Here is an 18,661-nt window from a genome sequence, read left to right as displayed (position 1 = left end):
GGCGGGCGGCCGGGAAGAGCGTCGGGTGTGCGGTTCCCGACGCTCTCCCCGGCCGTCCCTCCGGTCAGCCGGCGATCTTGAGCAGGATCGGGTTGGTGAGGGCCGCCATCGGGCCCCAGGGGAGGTCCGCGCCCATGGTGTTGCCCTGGCCGGGGCTGCCGTCCGCCCGTGGGTGGCGCACCTCCGCCCGGACATAGCCGGCGAGCGAGGCGGTAGTCCGCCAGGTCGCCGTGCCGCCGCCGGAAGCGGGCAGCGACTCCTGGTGCAGCTGTCCCTCATCGGTGATGAACCGCACGGTGCCACCGGGCACGCCGGAGACCTCCAGCCTGACATCCACGGGGGCGCCCCCGGGCACGGTCAGCTGCTCACCGATCCCCGCCCGCCGGCCCTGCCCGGTGGCGGTGAAGGCCAGGCCGATCCCGGCCGACTCGGCGATCCAGCTGCGGCCGGCCCGCAGTCCGGCCAGGACGTCCGCCCGGGTCAGGTCGTCGGCCAGCACCACATTGTGCGGCAGGCCGATGACCTGCGGGGCGCTGTGCGCGTCGCTGTTGCCCATCGCGGGCAGCCAGGGCCGCCCGTGCCGGACGGCCTCGGCGAGACGGGAGTCCCAGCTGTCGACGGCGGACTCGTCGTCATACGTCCAGGGGCCGTTCCAGACCTCGACCGCGTCCGCCTCCTCGTAGCCGAACTTCCACTGGCAGGCGACGTACGGGCAGTAGGGGTGCGCGGGCACGACCAGGCCGCCGGCGCGGTGGACCTGGCGCGCGAAGCGGGGGTACGCGTCGTCCCGGGAGCGGTAGCGCCAGTCGAGCCATTCCCCGGGGCCGATGCCCAGGGCCAGCCAGTGGCCGTTGCGGGTGGTGACCTCCTCGCCGGTCACGATCAGCAGGTCGGGGCCGGCCAGCGGGCCCCAGACGCCGTGCGAGGACGGGGTGTTGTGGTCGGTGGAGACGATGAAGTCCAGCCCGGCCGCCCGTGCGCCCGCGGCCACCTCGGCCGGGAGGCGGCGGCCGTCGGAGTGGACGGTGTGCAGGTGGCAGTCGCCCCGGTACCAGGCCCGGCCGCGCCCGCGCGCCCGCTCGGCCGGGTAAGAGGGCGTGAACTCCCCGCCCGCGTCGCCGAACCGGAGCGTCACCTCGACCCGGTAGTCCATCCCCTGCGGCGCCACCTGGTACGGGCCCAGCACCACGTGCCAGGTCCCGGGCTGGACGGGCCCCGGCAGATAGCCGGGGGTGGCCTCGCCCCGGCTGACCGCGAACGACGTCCGGAACCCGCCCGACCAGCCCCGGAACCCGGGCCCGCCGAGGCCGGTGCCGCGTTCGTCGAAGACCCCGATGTCACAGGAGTTGCCCGGGGTGCCGGGGGGCACGGCCGGCCGGTCATAGCTGTACGAGACGGCGATCTCCCGCACACCGGGCGGGACTTCGACCGGGAGGTAGACGAAGTCGGGCGCCCCGGTGGGGAGATGGCCGGTGATCACCCGGGTCTGCTCGCCCTCGGTGGCCGCCGCGAAGGCGACCGGCGCGAGGGTCACCGCCGCGGCCGCCCCGAGGGCCAGCCCGGCCTGGAGCACTCGTCGGCGACCCGGCCGATCCGGCGGATCGGCTGCGCCGCCGTGCTGTGGACAGTTCTCCTCCGTGCGCACGATGTCCTCCGGGGCTCGCGCGGGCCGTCGCTGCGGTGGGATGCCGGCCCGTCGTCGGATCCCTTCCCCGCCCGGTTAACCGGCGATGAGCCGCAACCGGACGGGGTGGGGCCAAGGGGCATCGGTTGGTGGCGGGACACGCCGAGCGCCGCCCGCCCCCGGGAGGCGGACGCGCCGGCATCGCCCCGGCCGGTGCCGTCAGGTCGGGCCGAGGCGTTCGGCGGCGGAGGCCATGCCGAGCCAGGTGTGCGGATTGCCCTTCCCGGTCTTCATCCGCGCCTGTCGGTCGAACTCGGCACCCGGGTCGAAGGTCGAAGTCACTGCTTCCTCTCCGCGCGCCGTGCCGCCATCTCCGTGCGCTGTACACAGTACGGAGACAATGCGTGGAAGGATTCCCCCATGGCCACGGACCGCAGCAGTGCAGGTGATCCCGCGCGCACCCTCGCACTGCTCTGGGGGGAATCGCAGCCCAAGGCCGCCCGCCGGGGGCCGAAACAGGCCCGCTCCAGCACCGAGATCGCCGCCGCCGCCATCGCCGTCGCCGACGCCGAGGGGGTCGAGGCGGTCACCATGCGCCGGGTCGCCCAGGAGCTCGGCCTCTCGCCGATGGCGGTCTACACCTACGTCCCCGGCAAGGTCGAACTGCTCGACCTGATGCTCGACACCCTCTACGGTGCGATGCCGCGCACCGCCCCGGCCGGCGCCGGCTGGCGGGCCCGGGTGACGGCCGTGGCGGAGGACAACCGGGCGCTGTACGCCGCGCACCCCTGGATCGCCGCCGTCGCCACCAGCCGCCCGCCGCTCGGCCCCGGCCTGATGGCCAAGTACGAGTACGAGCTGCGTGCCCTGGACGGGCTCGGCCTCAGCGAGGTCGAGCAGGACTCCGCGCTCACCCATCTGCTCGGCTTCGTCCAGAGCTGCGCCCGGATGGCCGCCGACGAGCGGGCCGCCGAGCAGGACAGCGCGATGAACGACCGCCAGTGGTGGGCGAGGAACGCCGAACTGCTCGCCCGGGTCTTCGACGCCGAGCGCTACCCGACCGCCGCCCGCGTCGGCGCGGCGGCGGGGGAGGCGTACGGCGGTGCGTACAGCCCTGCACACGCCTACGAGTTCGGACTGCAGCGGGTACTGGACGGCCTGGCCGTGCTGATCGACGAACGCTGAGGTCCGGTGTGCCGCGCGCGGTGCGTGGCTTCGCGCTCGCGGAGACCCTCGCCGCCGTCCTCTGATCCCGTTGCCGCCCTCGGTGGATGCACCTTCCCGCGCCCCGGGGGATGTCCACCGAGGGCGGTGAGGCACGCCACGGACCATGTCATGACCAAAATGTGGAAACGGAGATGACAGTCCGGCCTTCGCCCGCTACCGTCAGCACGGGCAAGTACGCACGTGGAGGGCAGGGCGGTCGATGGTAGAGAGATCCCAGCAGGAGGCCGGCCGGGGTTTCTGGCTCGGATTCGCCGCATACGGAATCTGGGGGGTCTTCCCGCTCTTCTGGCCGCTGCTGGAGCCGAGCGGAGCCACCGAGATCCTCGCCAACCGGATGACCTGGTCCCTGGTGTCGGTGCTGCTGATCCTGCTGGTCCAGCGCCGCTGGTCGTGGATCCGCCCGCTGCTGGCCCAGCCGCGCAGGCTGGCGCTCTCGGTGGCGGCCGCCGCGTTGATCTCGGTCAACTGGGGCGTCTACATCTGGGGGGTGAACTCCGGGCACGTGGTGGAGACCAGCCTCGGGTACTTCATCAACCCCCTGGTCACCATCGCCTTCGGCGTGCTGGCGCTGCGCGAGCGGCTGCGCTCCGCGCAGTGGGCGGCGGTCGGCATCGGCGCGGCGGCGGTCGTGGTGCTCACCGTCGCGTACGGCCGCCCGCCGTGGATCGCGCTCACCCTGGCACTCACCTTCGCCACCTACGGGCTGCTCAAGAAGCTCGTCGCGCTCGGCGGGCTGGAGAGCTTCGCGGTGGAGAGCGCCGCGATGTTCCCGCTGGCGGTGAGTTACCTCGTCTACCTCGGCGTGCAGGGGAAGAGCACTTTCGGACACACCGGCGCCGGCTACGGCTGGGGGCACACCGGGCTGCTGATGCTCAGCGGCATGGTGACGGCGATCCCGCTGCTCTGCTTCGGCGCGGCCGCCATCCGGGTCCCGCTCACCACGCTCGGTCTGCTGCAGTACCTGGCACCGGTGTTCCAGTTCCTGCTCGGGGTCCTGGTCTTCCACGAGTCCATGCCCCCGGCCCGCTGGGCCGGCTTCGCCCTGGTCTGGGTGGCGCTCGCGGTGCTCACCTTCGACGCGCTGCGCCAGCTGCGCAGGGCCCGGGAGCGCGAGTCGCTGCCGGTCTCCGCGCCCGCCACGGCCGATGACGACCAGGCGAAGGCGACCGCAGGCGGCAGCTGAGACCGACCGGCCGAAGGGCCCTGCCGGGCCGCCCCGGGAGCGTCGCGGAACGTCACACCCCGTGGTGGCGTGGACTCCTCCGTGTGAACACGTCCTTCGGGGTCTCTTCAAGCACACCCGTCTCCTGCTAACGTCCGGCTACCAACGTCCGGAAGCCGTACCCGTCCCCACGAAGGGGTAGCAGGAGGGGTTGCGATGGTCCAGCTCACGGAACAGTTCGCCAGGCCGTTCCAGCGTGCCGCACTCGCCGCAGGCAGGACGGTACGGGTACCAGCCGTACGGCGCGAGCTGGACGCGGCCGAGAGCGGTGAGCTCCTGCTCAGCTCCGGCACGGGCGGCCAGCCGGCGATTCAGTGGCGGCGGCAGGGGCGCCCGGCGCTCGTACTGAAGCCGCCGTACCGGCTGGACCGGGTGGAGCTCAGGGGCTCGCACCGGGCCCGGCTGTACGGCCTGACGGCCGGCGTCCGGCTGGTCTGCCCGGACTGGTCGCCGCTCTTCCTGATCTCCCCGGCCCAGCTGCCGCTGCTGGCCTGCGCGGTGGCTGCCTCCCGGGTGGCCGGGGCCACCCGGGTCGCCGTCACGCCGTGATGTCCTGGCTGGTGAACCGGGCCCAGGCGGCCGAACCGAAGACCGCGATGTAGAGCGCCTGCAGACCGAGGTTCTGCAACACGTTGTCCCAGTGCATCGGCTGGCGCAGCAGGTCGCCGAAGCTCATCCACTGGTGGGTGAACAGGAACGGCTGGATCGCGTGCAGCTGGGGGAAGGCGTCCAGGATCTGCACAGTGATCACCAGGCCGACGGTGGTCGCCATCGCGGCGATCCCACTGCCGGTCAGGGTCGAGATGAACAGCCCGATCGCCACCAGGCCGGACAGTGACAGCGCCACCACGCCCGCCACCAGCACCGCGCGCAGCAGCGCCGCGCCGAGGTCGATGGTGTCGCCGGACAGCAGGGTGACCTCGCCGAGCGGGAACAGCGCCGCGCCCGTGGCGACCGCGGCCAGCACCACCGCCATGGTCGCGGCCAGGCAGAACGCCAGCCCGGCGGTGAACTTGGCCGCCAGCAGCCTGGTCCGCCCGGCCGGGGCGACCAGCAGGTAGCGCAGCGTGCCGGTGGCGGCCTCACCGGCGATGGAGTCCCCGGCCACCACGCCGACCGTCATCGGCAGGAAGACCGGCAGGGCCATCGCCAGTGCCGTGAACACCAGGAACAGGCCGTTCTGCGTCACCTGGGCGATGAACGCCGGGCCCTCGCCGTTCGAGGCGTCGCCGGTCTGGATCTTCACCACCACACCGATCAGCACCGGCAGCACGGCCAGGATGCCCAGCAGCGCGATCGTCCTGGTCCGGCGGAAGGTGAGCGCGAGTTCGCCCAGGAACAGCGCGGTGAAGCCTGCCGCCGTTCGCGGCCGTGGGCCCGCTCCGACCGTGGGCAGTGCCTGCTCGGCCGCCCGAACTGCTTGCTCCGGCGGCTCGGCAGCCTGCGGTGCCTGCTCGGTCGGCAGTGCCTCAGCCCGCGACATCGAAACCCTCCCCGGTCAGCGCCACGAAGGCGTCCTCCAGCGTGCCGCGCTCCACACCGAAGCCGTGCACCCGCACCCCGGCCGCGACCAGCGCCGCGCACAGTCCGGGCAGCGTCTCCTCGTCGGCCACCACGGCCAGGCCGTCCAGCCGCGCCTCACCGATCCGCAGGTCAGCCACCCGGTGCTCGGTCAGCACCTCCCCGGCCTTCGCGACGTCCGGGGTGCGGACCACCAGCCGCCCCTGGGCGCGGCCGGCCAGCTCGGCCACGGTGCCCTGCACCACGAGCCGGCCCCTGGACATCACCGCGGCGTGCGTGCACACCTGCTCGATCTCGTCCAGCAGGTGCGAGGAGAGGAAGACCGTGGTGCCCTCGGCCGCGACCTCCCGGACCAGGGTGCGGATCTCCCGCATGCCCTGCGGGTCAAGACCGTTGGTCGGCTCGTCCAGCACCAGCAGCTCGCGCGGCTGAAGCAGCGCGGAGGCGAGGCCGAGGCGCTGCTTCATGCCGAGCGAGTACGCCCGCGCCTTCTTTCCCGCCGCCGCCGTCAGGCCGACCCGATCCAGCGCCTCGGCGACCCGGCGCGCCCGGGTGCGCGGGTCGGAGGTCGGGTCGGCCGCGTCGAACCGGACCAGGTTGTCCCGCCCGGACAGGAAGCCGTACAGGGCCGGGCCCTCGATCAGCGCGCCGACCCGGGGAAGCACCGTGCCCGCCGACTGCGGCATCGGGGCGCCGAGCACCGTGGCGAGGCCGGAGGAGGGCGCGATCAGGCCCATCAGCATCCGGATGGTCGTCGTCTTGCCCGAGCCGTTCGGCCCCAGGAAGCCGAAGACGCTGCCCCTGGGCACCGTCAGATCCAGCCTGTCCACCGCGAGCTGGCCGCTCCGGAACCGCTTGGTCAGCCCGCTGGTGCGGATCACGTCGTCCGGAGCGGTGGCGGAGGCCGGGCCGCCGACGGCGGCCCGGCCCCGTACCTGCTCCGTGTCGGGAGCAGTCGTCACTACTTCACCCCAGCGGCGTTCTGCAGCACCGGCAGGGTCACGGCGCCGGCCAGGACCCGGCCGTCATCGGTGATCAGCACGTTCAGCACCTTGGTGCTGATCAGCGAGCCGCCGTCGACCTTCTTGCCGAGGGACTTGGCGAGGGCCGCCGGGTCCTGCGGGAGCGAGGAGCGGCCGTGCTTGCGGTGGTCCGCGCCGGAGGTGCTGTCGGGCTTCGGTGCCGGGGCACTGGGCAGCTTGGCGCTGAGCACCGTCGTCCAGCCCTCGCCGATCGTCCTGACGTCGTTGCGCCCGGACGGGGCGCCGGCCTCGGGCTGCTTGTGCTGTCCGTCCGCACCGGCCGGACGCTCCGTCACCTTCGCGCCCTTGGGGGCCTTGAAGTCGAAGGTCCCGGCAGCCGGCTTGGCGAAGGAAACCGAGCTGAAGTGCACGTCCAGCACCTTGCTGCCGTCGGCGGCCTGCACCACCACAGCAAGCGGCACGCCGTTGTCGGCGTCCACCGCGATCCGCACCTCACCGATGGTGGAGCCGGACTGCTTGGGCTTCACGCTCAGCTCGTACGCCTTCTGGCCGGCCACCGTCGCCGTGCCGTCCACGGTGACCGAGGTGGTCGCGGCGCTCTGGCCGAGGAACAGCTTCGCGGCCTCCTGCGGGGTGGTCGGCGCGCCGGTGAGCGGGGCCTTGCCGGCCTCGCCGTGCCCGTGCTCGCCGGACCGGCCGGCGTCCTTCGGAGCGGTCAGGTGCAGCGCCTGGTTGCTGCTGCTGTCCCAGGCCCAGACCTGGTCGCCGTTGCGCACCAGTTCGTAGCCCGCGAGGTTCTCGATCAGGCCGACCCGCTGGTGGTCCGGGCCGTCCACCGCGACCTGCAGGGTGTGTTCGCCGCCGAGCAGCTCGGTCAGCTTGGCTGTCGGGTCCGCGCCGGCCCGGCTGCCGTGCCCGCCGCCCACGGCCCCGTCCGCCGCGCCCAGCAGCTGGGTGGGCACGCCCAGGTCGGCCGACACCTTCACGGTGCCGGACAGCGACTGGACGTCCGACCCGATCGCCTTCGCCACCAGCTGCTCCGCCGTCAGGGACGGCAGGTTCGGCCCGGAGTCGCTCGCCAGCGCGGGCACCAGCCCGATCCCGGACGCTGCCGCGGCTATCACCCCGACCGGTACCAGCGCGCGCACCGCGGCCCGGCGACGCGGCCGGTGCGCGAAGTCCTGCTCCACCATGTCCAACCTCTCGGTAGCACTCAACGGTCCTGCCACTCCATTAGAGACCGTTGGAAGGGGTCCGGGCATCGCCCTGCAGGGCCAGATCGCCGTACATCCGACGACGCAAGCGACCCTGAGTCCTTATCAGGGTCAGGTCCGCCGAACGGAGGAAAGCTGGGTATCTTCGCTGCATGGCTGCAACCGATGCCCCGTACACCCCACCGACCGTCACCTCGATGCGGCGCGCGCTGCGCCGGGCCCGGGACGGCGTCGCCCTGGACGTCGCCGAAGCGGCGGTGCTGCTGCAGGCACGCGGTGAGGATCTGCGCGAGCTGTGCGCGGTCGCGGCCCGGATCCGGGACGCCGGCCTGGCCGAGGCGGGCCGGCCGGGGACCATCACCTACTCCAAGAGCGTCTTCATCCCGCTCACCCGGCTCTGCCGGGACCGGTGCCACTACTGCACCTTCGTCACCGTCCCCGGCAAGCTGCGCAGGGCCGGCCAGGGGATGTACCTGTCGCCGGACGAGGTGCTGGACATCGCCCGCAAGGGTGCGGCGCTGGGCTGCAAGGAGGCCCTGTTCACGCTCGGCGACCGGCCCGAGGACCGCTGGCCCGAGGCCCGCGAGTGGCTGGACGCGCACGGCTACGACGACACCCAGGCGTACCTGCGGGCGATGTCGATCAGGGTGCTGGAGGAGACCGGCCTGCTGCCGCACCTCAACCCCGGGGTGGTCGGCTGGACCGAGTTCCAGCGGCTCAAGCCGGTCGCGGCCTCGATGGGCATGATGCTGGAGACCACCGCCACCCGGCTCTGGTCGGAGCCCGGCGGCCCGCACCACGGATCACCGGACAAGGAGCCGGCCGTCCGGCTGCGGGTGCTGGAGGACGCCGGGCGCAGCTCCGTCCCGTTCACCACCGGCCTGCTGATCGGCATCGGGGAGAACCACGAGGAGCGGGCGGACGCGCTGTTCGCGATCCGCCGGGTCGCCCGGCAGTACCACGGCATCCAGGAAGTGATCATCCAGAACTTCCGGGCCAAGCCGGACACCGCGATGCGTTCGATGCCCGACGCCGAGCTGGAGGAGCTGGCCGCGGTCATCGCCGTCACCCGGCTGGTGCTCGGCCCCTCGGCCCGGGTCCAGGCGCCGCCGAACCTGGTGGACAGCGAGTACGAGCTGATCATCAGTGCGGGCATCGACGACTGGGGCGGCGTCTCCCCGCTCACGCCGGACCACGTCAACCCCGAGCGCCCGTGGCCGCAGATCGAGGAGCTCGCCCGTCGCACCGAGGCGCAGGGCTTCCAGCTGCGGGAACGGCTCGCAGTCCACCCCGAGTACGTGCTGCACGGCGAGCCCTGGCTGGACCCGCGCATCCTGCCGCACGTCACCGCGCTCGCCGACCCGGCCACCGGCCTGGCCCGCCCGGACGTCGTGCCCGTCGGCCTGCCCTGGCAGGAGCCCGAGGACCTGCCCGCCCCGTCCGGCCGCACCGACCTGCACCGCACCATCGACACCGAGGGCCGCACCGGTGACCGCCGGGCGGACTTCGAGGACGTGTACGGAGACTGGCAGGCCCTGCGCGAACAGGTCGCGGCAACTCCCGTGGAGCGGCTGGACGGTGACGTGCGCACGGCGCTGGCCGTCGCCGCCGACGACCCGACCCGGCTCACCGACGAGCAGGCGCTGGCACTCTTCCACGCCGAAGGACCCGCCCTCGACGCACTCTGCCGGGTCGCCGACGACCTGCGCCGCTCGGTGGTGGGCGAGGACGTCACCTACTGCGTCACCCGGAACATCAACTTCACCAACGTCTGCTACACCGGCTGCCGCTTCTGCGCCTTCGCGCAGCGCCGCACCGACGCCGACGCCTACACCCTCTCGCTGGAGCAGGTCGCCGAGCGGGCCGCCCAGGCGTGGGAGGTCGGCGCGACCGAGGTCTGCATGCAGGGCGGCATCCACCCCGACCTGCCGGGCACCGCGTACTTCGACATCGCCCGGGCGGTGAAGGAGCGGGTGCCGGGCATCCATGTGCACGCCTTCTCCCCGATGGAGGTCGTCAACGGGGCCAGCAGGACCGGGCTCTCGATCCGCGACTGGCTCCAGCAGTCCAAGGAGGCCGGACTCGACACCATCCCCGGCACGGCCGCCGAGATCCTCGACGACGAGGTCCGCTGGGTCCTCACCAAGGGCAAGCTGCCGGCCGCCACCTGGGTGGAAGTCGTCAGCACCGCACACGAGTTGGGCATCCGCTCGTCCTCCACCATGATGTACGGGCACGTGGACACCCCCAGGCACTGGCTGGGCCACCTGCGGCTGCTCGCCTCCATCCAGCAACGGACCGGCGGTTTCACGGAGTTCGTCACCCTGCCGTTCATCCACACCAACGCGCCGGTCTACCTGGCCGGCATCGCCCGGCCCGGCCCGACCATGCGGGACAACCGGGCGGTCACCGCGATGGCCCGGCTGCTGCTGCACCCGCACATCCCCAACATCCAGACCAGCTGGGTGAAGCTGGGTGCGGAGGGGGCCGCCGAGATGCTGCGCTCGGGGGCCAACGACCTGGGCGGCACGCTGATGGAGGAGACCATCTCCCGGATGGCCGGCTCGGCGTACGGCAGTTACAAGTCCGTCCGCGACCTGGAGGCCATCGCCGAGGCCGCCGGGCGCCCCGCCCGCCAGCGCACCACCACCTACGGCGAGGTGCCCGCCGAACGCCGGGCCGCCGCGTTGGCCTCGGACGGGCACCTGCCGAAGCTGCTCCCGGTCCTGGAGTAGCGGAACCGGGGCGTGCGGACACCGCGTGCGGACCTCACGCCCCGGCGGACGTCAGCCGGACACCTCGACCCGGTCGCCGACCGAGACGTGCTCGAAGTACCAGCGCGCGTCCTCGGTGCTCAGACCGATGTTCTCGTGGGTGACGTTCTCGTGCCCGAACACGGTGCCTGTGAGAAAGGGCATGCCGCAGACGTACGTCGGGTAGCCGCTCCGGTCGGCCAGCTGTACACACCAGTCCATCGACACGCGGTACTGCTCCTCCGTCGAGCTTCCCGCGAAGTCGAAGCCCATGGTTCCGGGTTTCCCGGCCACCGTCATCCAGCCGGTCCGTGTCGGGTGCGCGGGCGCCCCGGCGGTGGCGGGCAGCTCCCTGGTGGCGCCGTCGGCACCCACGATCACCAGGTGCCGCGCGAGGTCGACCCGGATCGGGGGTCGGGCGGCGGTGGCCGTCGGGGTGCCGCTCGGAGCCGGTGACGCGCTCCCCGACGGGGTGATGGCCGGTACCACCGAGGGGGCGGCGCCGTGCCGCCCCTGGAGCAGCAGGCCGCCGCTGCCCAGCAGCGCGACAGCGCAGACCGTGCCCACGGCCGCCGCGATCCCACGCCGCCGCCTGCGCCGTCGCAGGCCCCGGTCGCGGACCGTTTGGTACGGCAGCGGCAGGGCCGCCGGGGTGTTGCTCGCCAGCCCGTGCAGTGCGACGGAGAGCCTGTCCCCGCGCGCGGTGTCGTCCAGGTCAGGCACAGCTGCGAATCCTTTCGCGGTTGGAGCGCTCGACGGGGGAACCGGCCAGCGCGTCCGGGTCGTCGGCGAGGTACTTCGCCAGTGCGGCCCGGCCACGGGACAGCCGGGCCTTGACCGTGCCGACCGCCGCACCCGTCTCGGCCGCGACCTGGTTGATGCTCAGGTCGCACAGGTGGAACAGCACGATGGCCTGCCGCTGTGCGGCCGGGAGCCTGCGCAGTGCCGCGACCAGCGCGGTGTGCTCGGGTCCGGGCCCGTCCACCGACTGCTCCGGTGTGTACTGCCGGCGCTCCAGCACCCGCCCGCGCAGCGCCCGGCGCCAGCGGCTGACGGCCAGCCGCCAGGCGACGGTGCGGATCCACGCCTCGGGCGAGTTCTCCTCGGCCGACAGCCGCCCGCGCCGCGCCCAGCCCCGGACGAAGGCCTCCTGGACCGCGTCCTGCGCCTCGTTGAAGTCCCCCGTCATGGCATAGACCTGCCGTACCAGAAGGGAGAACGAGGACAGGTAGAACGCGCTGTACTCCTCGTCGGTCATCCTGCCGCTGCTCCGTTGTCTCGATCGGATGCGGGCGCATCCTCCCTGCATACGCACGCCCGGCGGATCAGGTTGCACATGAGTTCCCAGAACGGAGCAACCGGTCGGATCGGGTGGATGTTCGACATGGTGGGCCGAGGGGTCAAAGTATTCGGCTACAGTGCGGGGCGCTTGAGGCCGCCCCGGGGGAGGGCGCTCCGCCGTCCCGCGCCCCCTTTCCGCGCGGCCCGAGGTCCGGACGACCGACGAAAGGTGCCCGACCGTGTTGCCACTGTGGTCACGCGCGCAGCAACAGGACTTCCGCAGCCGGGTACGGGGCTGCCTGCTCGGCGGGGCGATCGGCGACGCGCTCGGCGCGGGCATCGAGTTCGAGTCGCTGGAGCGGATCCGGGCCGCCCACGGTCCGCAGGGGGTGACCGGGTACGTGCCCGCGTACGGGCGGCGCGGGACGGTCACCGACGACACCCAGATGGTGCTCTTCACCATGGACGGTCTGATCCGGGCGCACGTCCGCCGGGACGGCGGCGCCTGGCACCCGCCGAGCGACGTGCACCGCGCCTATCTCCGCTGGGCCGCCACCCAGAGCGCCTGGGGCCCGGACGAGCGCGAGCCCGGGCTCGGTTGGCTGGGCCGGCAGGAGTGGCTGTACGCCGAGCGCGCCCCGGGCACGGCCTGCCTGAGCGGTCTGACCGGACCCGACGCGGCACGCCCCGGCACCCTGGAGGCGCCGCGCAACCCGCACTCCAAGGGCTGCGGAACGGTGATGCGCGCCGCGCCGTTCGGCCTGCTGGTCGCCTGGGAGCCGCAGCTGGTCTTCCAGCTGGCCGTGGAGTGCTCGGTGCTGACCCACGGCCATCCCACCGGCTACCTCTCCGCCGGGGCGTTCGCGGTGATCGTCCACACCGTGGTCCGGGGCGGCACCCTGGAGGAGGGCGTGCACCTGGCGCTGGCCCTGCTCTCCGAGCGCCCGGCGCACGAGGAGACCACCGCCGCCCTGCGCGGCGCTCTGGACGCGGTACGCGCCGGGGAGCCCTCCGCGGAGCGGGTGGAGTCGCTGGGCGAGGGCTGGGTGGCCGAGGAGGCCCTGGCGATCGGGCTGTACTGCGCGCTGGTGGCGCACGACCTGCGGTCCGGGCTGCTGCTGGCGGTCAACCACTCCGGCGACAGCGACTCCACCGGGGCGATCTGCGGCAACCTGCTCGGCGTCCTGCACGGGGAGAGCGCCCTGCCGCCCGGGTTGCTGGCCGAGCTGGAGGGCCGGGGGACGATCCTGGAACTGGCCGACGACTTCGTCCTGGAACTGCTGCACGGCCCCGAGCTGCACGGCCCCGAACTCCCGCCTGACGAACGGGCGGTGTGGGCCGGGCGCTACCCGACCGACTGACCCTGGCCGACATGCGCGAGTGCCCGCCGCGAACGGGCGCGGCGGGCACTCGAAGACCAGCGGACTGCTCAGACCTCACCGAACACGCCGTCGCCCGCAGCGGAGGCGAAGGCGGCCCAGGCGGCCCTGGAGAAGTGCAGCTGCGGACCCTGTGGGTCCTTCGAGTCGCGAACGGCGACCGTCGCGCCGGACGGCACGGCGATCTCGACGCAGGCACCGTTGCCGCCGCTGTAGCTGCTCTTGCGCCAGGTGAGGCTGCCCGTGGTCTTGGTGGTCATCTCTTGAACCTCTCCGCATAGTTCTGTATCAGAGACCGGCTGTCCGCAACGCCGAGCGCTGCCGCCCGCAGGTGGTCGTAGAGATTGGTATAGCGACGTACATCCGCGTCCTTCTCCAGGTAGAGATCACTCGTCACTCCTTCGAAGTAGACGACGGTGGAATCGGCTGACTCCGGAAACTCCATCAGGGAGAATGTCCCGGTCATGCCGGGGTGGGCGCCGTGCTCGAACGAAATCACCTGCAGGTTGATGTTCGGTTGCTCGCTCAGCAGGAGCAGCTGGAAGAGCTGGTCCGCCATCACCTCGCGGCTGCCGACCTCCCGGCAGAGCACCGCCTCATCGATCACCACCCAGAGACTGCCGAGCTGGTTCTCGCCGTATATCCGGTTCTGCCGCTTGAGCCGGACCTCCACCCGGCGCCGGACTGCGGTGGCGTCGGTGTCGGGCTGGGTGCCGGCGACGACCGCCTCGGCGTACTCGCGGGTCTGCAGCAGACCGGGCACGAAGGAGGACTCGTACGCCCGGATCGAGGAGGCCTCGGCCTCCAGGCCGATGTACACGCTGTACGGGATGTCGCCGAACTCGTGCCACCAGCCGCGCTGCCGGGACTCCCGCGCCATCTCCATCAGCCCGGCGCGGACCCGCTCGTCGGTCACCTCGTAGACGTCGCAGAGGTCGCGCACGTCGCGCATGCTGATGCTGCGCCGGCCGTTCTCCAGCCGGCTGATCTTCGACTGGGAGACCATCAGCCGGCCGGCCACCTCCTCGGCCGTCATGCCCTTCAGCTCGCGCAGGCGGCGGAGTTCCGCGCCGAGCCGTCGTCGCCGGACCGTGGGATTGACGTTGGCGGACACATCGACCTCCGGCTGCACCTCTGGCGCGCCCGGGTACGGCGCACCGCGGAACACTGTGGAAATTGGTACCAACCCCCCTGACTTGGAGCAGCATGTCATCTCGGCTCAGGTCGGCGCCGGGGATTCACCTGAGTGCAATAGAACAGATCATCGGAAAAACGCTCATTCAGGATCGTCCCCCTTGCGCCCGGAACGCCGAACCGGTAAAGGCGGATCGGCCGCCGGAAGCGCCGCAGTACCGCGACCACGCCACAGTGCCGGAAATGCGGCGGCGCCGGGCCCTCGCCCCCAGGCTTCGGCCGGGGGTATGGGGTTCCCCCCGGCCGAAGCCTGGGGGAACTCCCGCCCGTTGGCAGGCGAGGAGAGCGGATCGGCCGTCGGTGTCTGGAGAAACGGAGAAAGGCGAAAGGCGGCCCACCCGGCACTCCACTGCCGGGCGGACCACCCCTCGCCTGCGTTGCTCATCCTGCGTATCGGCGCGTTCCGTTCATCACGCGCCCACCCGCGCCGCGACGCCACGGCCGTCGGCCGCGGGTCGCGCCACCGTCTGCCGCCCGGGAGCCTGCGTCCGTCCGTTGGCGGAGCCGCCCTTCGTCGGGGCGGGCAGGCCGTTCTGCACGTCCATCACGGCATGCGCGACCATCCCGCCGAGCGGGTCGTACCGGATCAGGTCGCGCAGGCGTGACCTGGAGGACCTTCCCTCGTTTCCCGGGTAGAGGTGCTTCCCCAGACCCACGGCGTGCGCCAGTGCGGCCAGTGCGGCCGTCCTGGGGTCCGGCGGAACGCCGGTCCGGATGGCGGTGTCCAGACGTTGTTTGATGGCGGCGTTCGTACAGTCGTCCGACGCCTGGTAGCGCGTCGTCGGCAGCACACCGCACACCTGGCCGGTCACCGCCGTCACCATGCCGCACCGCTCCAGGTGCGCCAGGTACGTCTGGCGGAGCCCCAACCGGGGCCCGCCTATCCAGTGCGCGGCCCGCACCGGACTGCCGCGGCGGCGCAGCAGTTCCAGAGCGTGGTCCAGAGTCGGGTCGCCGGTCGGCCGTGGCAGCACCACGGCGATCCGGTCCCCGTCCGGGACTATCCTTCCGGCCAGGGACAGCTCGACGAGCTGTGCCCCGGCGAGTCCGAGGTCGAGGGTCTGCGGCTGCGCCGTGGTACCCGTGTTCGGGTCCAGTGCGAGCAGCAAGAGTTCCTCGGGAACTGTTCTGCGGCTCTTGCCCATCCAAGCCTCCCCGCGTGGATGAATGACAGAGTGACGCCTCTCACAGCGGCTTGTCGAGTACGCCTCCGAATCGTGACCTTGGGTGCGCAGGCGGGAACCGGTCACCTCAGGCCCCGCGTCTGACACTCGGACTGGTCGCTGCAGGGCCCGGCGGGGAGAATAACGGCCGGTCGGGCGGGGTGCGGCGGCCAAAGCGGCCACCAGTGGCGGAGACTGTACAGCTACAGAGGCGCGGCGAAAAGCCGTTCCAAATCAGGTCGGCCCGCCGACGGGCCGGCACGGGCTCGGGCGGCGGCGGCCGGGCGGACGAGGAGGATGGGTTACGTGGGCGAGTTCCCCGACAAGGTGCACGGCGACGGGGAAGCGGAGGCGACCGCGCCCGAGCGGTCGGCCGAGCGGACCGGCGCCAAGGCCGACGACGCCGCTGAGCCGGGGAGCACGGGCAAGGACGCCGGGTCCGGTGCCGAGGCGGAGCCTGCGGCCGGGGAGAAGGCTGAGGTGAAGTCCGCGGCCGGTGCCGAGGTGAAGTCCGGGGCCGAGGGCAAGGCGGTGAAGTCCGCGGCCGGTGCCGAGGCGAAGTCCGGGGCCGAGGGCAAGGCGGTGAAGTCCGCGGCCGATGCCGAGGTGAAGTCCGGGGCCGAGGGCAAGGCGGTGAAGTCCGCGGCCGGTGCCGAGGCGAAGCCTGCGGCCGGGGACAAGGCTGAGGTGAAGTCCGCGGCCAAGGCTGAGACCAAGGCCAAGGCCAAGACTGAGGCGAAGGCGGAGGCGGAGGAGCGCGCCGAGACCGGCGGGAAGGCTGCTGCGGTGGCCGGCAAGCAGGCTGACGCCGAGACCGCCGAGACCGCCGAGGCTGGTGCGGAGGCCCGGGCCGAGACCGTCCGGGGCGGTGCCACGGTTCAGCTGAGCGTCCGCAATGTGGACAGCAGGACCACCATGCTCCGCCTGCCGGCGGACAGCCGCACCAGGGCGCTCCGGCTCCCGGACGACTTCCGGGAGAGCCTGTCGAAGGCCGCGAAGTCCGCCGAGACGTCCGCGAAGAGCGAGGACGGTGCCGCCGGGACCAAGCCCGCGGCCACGAAGGGCGCCGGTTCGAACGACGGTGTCGACGCGTCTGCCGTCAAGGCCGCTGAGGCCGCCGAAGCCGCCGGCGCGGCTTCGCGTCTTGGTATGCGGGACAGCCTGCCCGTGGACAGCCGCACCAGGGCGCTCCGACTCCCGGACGTCAAGGGCGCCAAGGACGCCAAGGACGCCAAGGCGTCGCCGAGTTCGACGACGTCCCCGGAGAAGCCGAAGGACGCGGAGAGCACCGAGGACGCCGAGGACACGAAGGGCGCCAAGGACTCCGGGGAGGCGAAGAGCACCGGCCTGAAGTCCGCCGAGCGCGGGAAGCCGGCCGAGTCCGCCAAGCCGTCCGCCGGGACGGTCCCCGAGCCCCCGCCCGAGCCGGCCCCCCGCCCCGAGCCCGAGCCCATCCCCGAGCCGGAGCCGGAGCCGGAGCCCAGGCCGACCCCGGCCCCCCGTCCGGTGCCGACTCCCGCCCCGGCGCCCAAGCCGCTGCCGGTGCCCGACCCCGCTCCGGTGCCGGCTCCCCCGCCGCTGCCGACCCCGCCGCCGCTGCCGGGCCCGGAGAACACCTCCGAGGCGATGGAGGTGCTGGCCGCGCTCAGCCGCCGTCCGGTCACGCCGTTCCAGCGGGCGATGAAGCGGACCACCATCTGGACGGTCTTCCTGGCCGTGGTGTTCGGCGTGCTCGCGGTCGGCCAACTGCTCCGTCCGCTGCCGGACCCGAAGGCGAAGCTGTCGCTCGCCGACTCGTTCACCTTCAACGGCGACAAGCTCGACATCCCGTGGCCGAACAAGGGCCAGGCCACCGCCGAGGTGGTCGGCGTGGGCAACCTCGGCAGCGTGGGCGACGAGACCCCACAGCCGATCGCCAGCGTCACCAAGGTGATGAACGCGTACATCATCCTGCGCGACCACCCGCTCAAGAAGGGCGAGATGGGCCCCACGCTCACCGTGGACAAGCAGGCCGCCTCGGAGTCCAGTGACGCCGACCAGTCCCGGGTCACCCTGACCGAGGGGGAGAAGCTGACCCAGTACGAGGCGTTGGAAATGCTGATGCTGCCGTCGGCCAACAACGTGGCCCGGCTGCTGGCCCGTTGGGACGCGGGCAGCGAGGAGGCGTTCGTCAAGAAGATGAACGACCAGGCTGCCAAGCTCGGTATGGCCAACACCGTCTACGCGGACCCGGCCGGCTACAACAACGACACCAAGAGCACCGCCAAGGACCAGCTGAAGCTGGCCGAGCAGGTCATGCAGAACGAGGTCTTCCAGCGGGTCGTCAGCACCCCGGACACCGTCATCAACAACCAGCGGATCTACAACACCAACTACCTGCTCTCCGCCAAGAACGGTGTCATCGGCACCAAGACCGGCTCCAGCAGCGCGGCCAAGTCCTGCCTGATGTGGGCGGCCGTCAAGGAGATCAGCGGCACCAGGCGGATGATCATCGGTGTCACGCTCAACCAGCCGGTGACGGCCACCGACGACGTCCTGAGGGCCGCCCAGACGGTCAGCCAGAAGATCATCACCGCGGCGCAGAACGGCCTCACCGGCCAGACCCTCGCCAAGCAGGGCGACGTGGTCGGCTACGTGGACGACGGTCTCGGCGGGAAGGTCCCGGTCGTGGCCTCCAAGGACCTCACGGTGGCCGGCTGGTCCGGTGTCACCACCAAGCTCACCCTGGACCAGGCCAAGATCGGCCACACCGTCAAGGCCGGAACCGAGGTCGGCACCATCTCGGCCGGCGAGGGTGACGGCAGGGTCCAGGTCCCGGTGACCCTGCAGTCCGACCTCAACCCGCCGTCGATCACGTCGCGCCTGCTGCGTCTGCTCTGACCGGCGGCGGACCGACACGTGGGGGCAGGCGCCCGGCGCCTGCCCCCACGTCGCGTTCCAGGACCCGCTGTTGAGTGCGGTTCACTCGAACGGGACGGTGGCGAGGGTTACTTCTTCTTTCCAGCGAGCTGCTGGAGGCGGGTCTCGACGCCCCAGGCGGTGACCCGCAGCAGGGCCTCGACGACGATGTTGCGGCTCATCTTGGAGGCGCCCAGCTCGC

Annotated in this window: 16 protein-coding genes and 1 pseudogene; 6 read left to right on the top strand and 11 right to left on the bottom strand. The window is 72.4% G+C overall.

The features are described from left to right. Positions 1-64: 64 nt before the first annotated feature. Complete coding sequence (locus tag ACWDAK_RS31330) at positions 65-1,534, bottom strand: CehA/McbA family metallohydrolase (RefSeq protein ID WP_344640742.1); 1,470 nt, start codon at positions 1,532-1,534, stop codon at positions 65-67. A 309-nt stretch (positions 1,535-1,843) separates the two neighbouring features. Next, entirely contained in the window at positions 1,844-1,966 is a 123-nt protein-coding gene (locus tag ACWDAK_RS31325) for a hypothetical protein (protein ID WP_344640710.1), read from the bottom strand. 78 nt (positions 1,967-2,044) lie between these two features. On the opposite strand from ACWDAK_RS31325, the gene ACWDAK_RS31320 reads away from it, so the two are divergent. The 3 genes from ACWDAK_RS31320 to ACWDAK_RS31310 all read left to right on the top strand — a co-directional run bounded on the left by ACWDAK_RS31320 (position 2,045) and on the right by ACWDAK_RS31310 (position 4,622). Continuing rightward, positions 2,045-2,809, top strand: a complete 765-nt coding sequence (locus ACWDAK_RS31320; protein WP_427395454.1) for a TetR/AcrR family transcriptional regulator C-terminal domain-containing protein — start codon at positions 2,045-2,047, stop codon at positions 2,807-2,809. Positions 2,810-3,050: 241 nt separating this feature from the next. After that, positions 3,051-4,034, top strand: a complete 984-nt coding sequence (gene rarD, locus ACWDAK_RS31315; RefSeq protein WP_427395455.1) for an EamA family transporter RarD — start codon at positions 3,051-3,053, stop codon at positions 4,032-4,034. 195 nt (positions 4,035-4,229) lie between these two features. After that, complete coding sequence (locus tag ACWDAK_RS31310; protein WP_344640707.1) at positions 4,230-4,622, top strand: hypothetical protein; 393 nt, start codon at positions 4,230-4,232, stop codon at positions 4,620-4,622. Here ACWDAK_RS31310 and ACWDAK_RS31305 read toward each other — a convergent pair. From ACWDAK_RS31305 to ACWDAK_RS31295, 3 genes are read right to left on the bottom strand one after another with little or no spacing between them, the layout of a single operon-like run. Next, complete coding sequence (locus tag ACWDAK_RS31305; RefSeq protein WP_344640706.1) at positions 4,612-5,556, bottom strand: ABC transporter permease; 945 nt, start codon at positions 5,554-5,556, stop codon at positions 4,612-4,614. The genes ACWDAK_RS31310 and ACWDAK_RS31305 overlap by 11 nt on opposite strands. Further along, positions 5,543-6,556: an ABC transporter ATP-binding protein gene (locus ACWDAK_RS31300; protein ID WP_427395456.1), complete on the bottom strand. Its 1,014-nt coding sequence runs from the start codon at positions 6,554-6,556 to the stop codon at positions 5,543-5,545. The genes ACWDAK_RS31305 and ACWDAK_RS31300 overlap by 14 nt, the downstream gene beginning before the upstream one ends. Further along, complete coding sequence (locus tag ACWDAK_RS31295; protein ID WP_427395457.1) at positions 6,556-7,794, bottom strand: LolA family protein; 1,239 nt, start codon at positions 7,792-7,794, stop codon at positions 6,556-6,558. Before ACWDAK_RS31295 ends, ACWDAK_RS31300 begins: the two co-directional genes overlap by 1 nt. A 149-nt stretch (positions 7,795-7,943) precedes the next feature. Here ACWDAK_RS31295 and ACWDAK_RS31290 point away from each other — a divergent pair, with 149 nt between their 5' ends. Beyond that, the gene (locus ACWDAK_RS31290; protein WP_427395458.1) at positions 7,944-10,526 is read left to right on the top strand and encodes a bifunctional FO biosynthesis protein CofGH; all 2,583 of its coding nucleotides are present in this window, start codon (positions 7,944-7,946) and stop codon (positions 10,524-10,526) included. 51 nt (positions 10,527-10,577) lie between these two features. On the opposite strand, the gene ACWDAK_RS31285 is transcribed toward ACWDAK_RS31290, so the two are convergent. Both ACWDAK_RS31285 and ACWDAK_RS31280 read right to left on the bottom strand, forming a co-directional pair. After that, complete coding sequence (locus ACWDAK_RS31285; protein ID WP_427395459.1) at positions 10,578-11,267, bottom strand: L,D-transpeptidase; 690 nt, start codon at positions 11,265-11,267, stop codon at positions 10,578-10,580. Next, a complete protein-coding gene (locus ACWDAK_RS31280; protein WP_344640702.1) occupies positions 11,260-11,802 on the bottom strand; it encodes a SigE family RNA polymerase sigma factor in 543 nt (180 codons plus the stop codon). The genes ACWDAK_RS31285 and ACWDAK_RS31280 overlap by 8 nt, the downstream gene beginning before the upstream one ends. 262 nt (positions 11,803-12,064) lie before the next feature. Between ACWDAK_RS31280 and ACWDAK_RS31275 the strand changes: the two genes are divergently transcribed. After that, positions 12,065-13,186 carry an ADP-ribosylglycohydrolase family protein gene (locus ACWDAK_RS31275; protein WP_344640701.1) on the top strand — a complete coding sequence of 374 codons (1,122 nt, stop codon included), beginning with the start codon at positions 12,065-12,067 and terminating at the stop codon, positions 13,184-13,186. 68 nt (positions 13,187-13,254) lie between these two features. Here ACWDAK_RS31275 and ACWDAK_RS31270 read toward each other — a convergent pair whose 3' ends face one another. The 3 genes from ACWDAK_RS31270 to ACWDAK_RS31260 all read right to left on the bottom strand — a co-directional run bounded on the left by ACWDAK_RS31270 (position 13,255) and on the right by ACWDAK_RS31260 (position 15,543). After that, a complete protein-coding gene (locus tag ACWDAK_RS31270) occupies positions 13,255-13,464 on the bottom strand; it encodes a DUF397 domain-containing protein (RefSeq protein WP_344640700.1) in 210 nt (69 codons plus the stop codon). After that, complete coding sequence (locus ACWDAK_RS31265) at positions 13,461-14,318, bottom strand: helix-turn-helix domain-containing protein (protein WP_344640699.1); 858 nt, start codon at positions 14,316-14,318, stop codon at positions 13,461-13,463. The genes ACWDAK_RS31270 and ACWDAK_RS31265 overlap by 4 nt, the downstream gene beginning before the upstream one ends. Positions 14,319-14,808: 490 nt before the next feature. Then, the gene (locus ACWDAK_RS31260) at positions 14,809-15,543 is read right to left on the bottom strand and encodes a GOLPH3/VPS74 family protein (RefSeq protein WP_344640698.1); all 735 of its coding nucleotides are present in this window, start codon (positions 15,541-15,543) and stop codon (positions 14,809-14,811) included. A 324-nt stretch (positions 15,544-15,867) separates the two neighbouring features. Between ACWDAK_RS31260 and ACWDAK_RS31255 the strand changes: the two genes are divergently transcribed. Beyond that, positions 15,868-18,441, top strand: coding sequence for a D-alanyl-D-alanine carboxypeptidase family protein (locus tag ACWDAK_RS31255; protein ID WP_427395460.1), 2,574 nt, complete (start codon positions 15,868-15,870; stop codon positions 18,439-18,441). Between the two features lie 107 nt (positions 18,442-18,548). Here ACWDAK_RS31255 and ACWDAK_RS31250 read toward each other — a convergent pair. Continuing rightward, positions 18,549-18,661: pseudogene (locus ACWDAK_RS31250) on the bottom strand (dolichol-phosphate mannosyltransferase); the annotation flags it as partial.

The sequence above is a fragment of the Kitasatospora sp. NPDC001175 genome, assembly GCF_053598215.1.
The sequence above is the reverse complement of the archived record's forward strand: the minus strand, read 5'-3'. Positions and strand labels throughout refer to the sequence as shown.

Bases quoted from the DNA above. Each gene is read 5' to 3' on its own strand.
- ACWDAK_RS31320 (WP_427395454.1), top strand. From the start codon at position 2,045: ATGGCCACGGACCGCAGCAGTGCAGGTGATCCCGCGCGCACCCTCGCA.
- rarD (WP_427395455.1), top strand. From the start codon at position 3,051: ATGGTAGAGAGATCCCAGCAGGAGGCCGGCCGGGGTTTCTGGCTCGGA.
- ACWDAK_RS31310 (WP_344640707.1), top strand. From the start codon at position 4,230: ATGGTCCAGCTCACGGAACAGTTCGCCAGGCCGTTCCAGCGTGCCGCA.
- ACWDAK_RS31305 (WP_344640706.1), bottom strand. From the start codon at position 5,556: ATGTCGCGGGCTGAGGCACTGCCGACCGAGCAGGCACCGCAGGCTGCC.
- ACWDAK_RS31290 (WP_427395458.1), top strand. From the start codon at position 7,944: ATGGCTGCAACCGATGCCCCGTACACCCCACCGACCGTCACCTCGATG.
- ACWDAK_RS31280 (WP_344640702.1), bottom strand. From the start codon at position 11,802: ATGACCGACGAGGAGTACAGCGCGTTCTACCTGTCCTCGTTCTCCCTT.
- ACWDAK_RS31270 (WP_344640700.1), bottom strand. From the start codon at position 13,464: ATGACCACCAAGACCACGGGCAGCCTCACCTGGCGCAAGAGCAGCTAC.
- ACWDAK_RS31260 (WP_344640698.1), bottom strand. From the start codon at position 15,543: ATGGGCAAGAGCCGCAGAACAGTTCCCGAGGAACTCTTGCTGCTCGCA.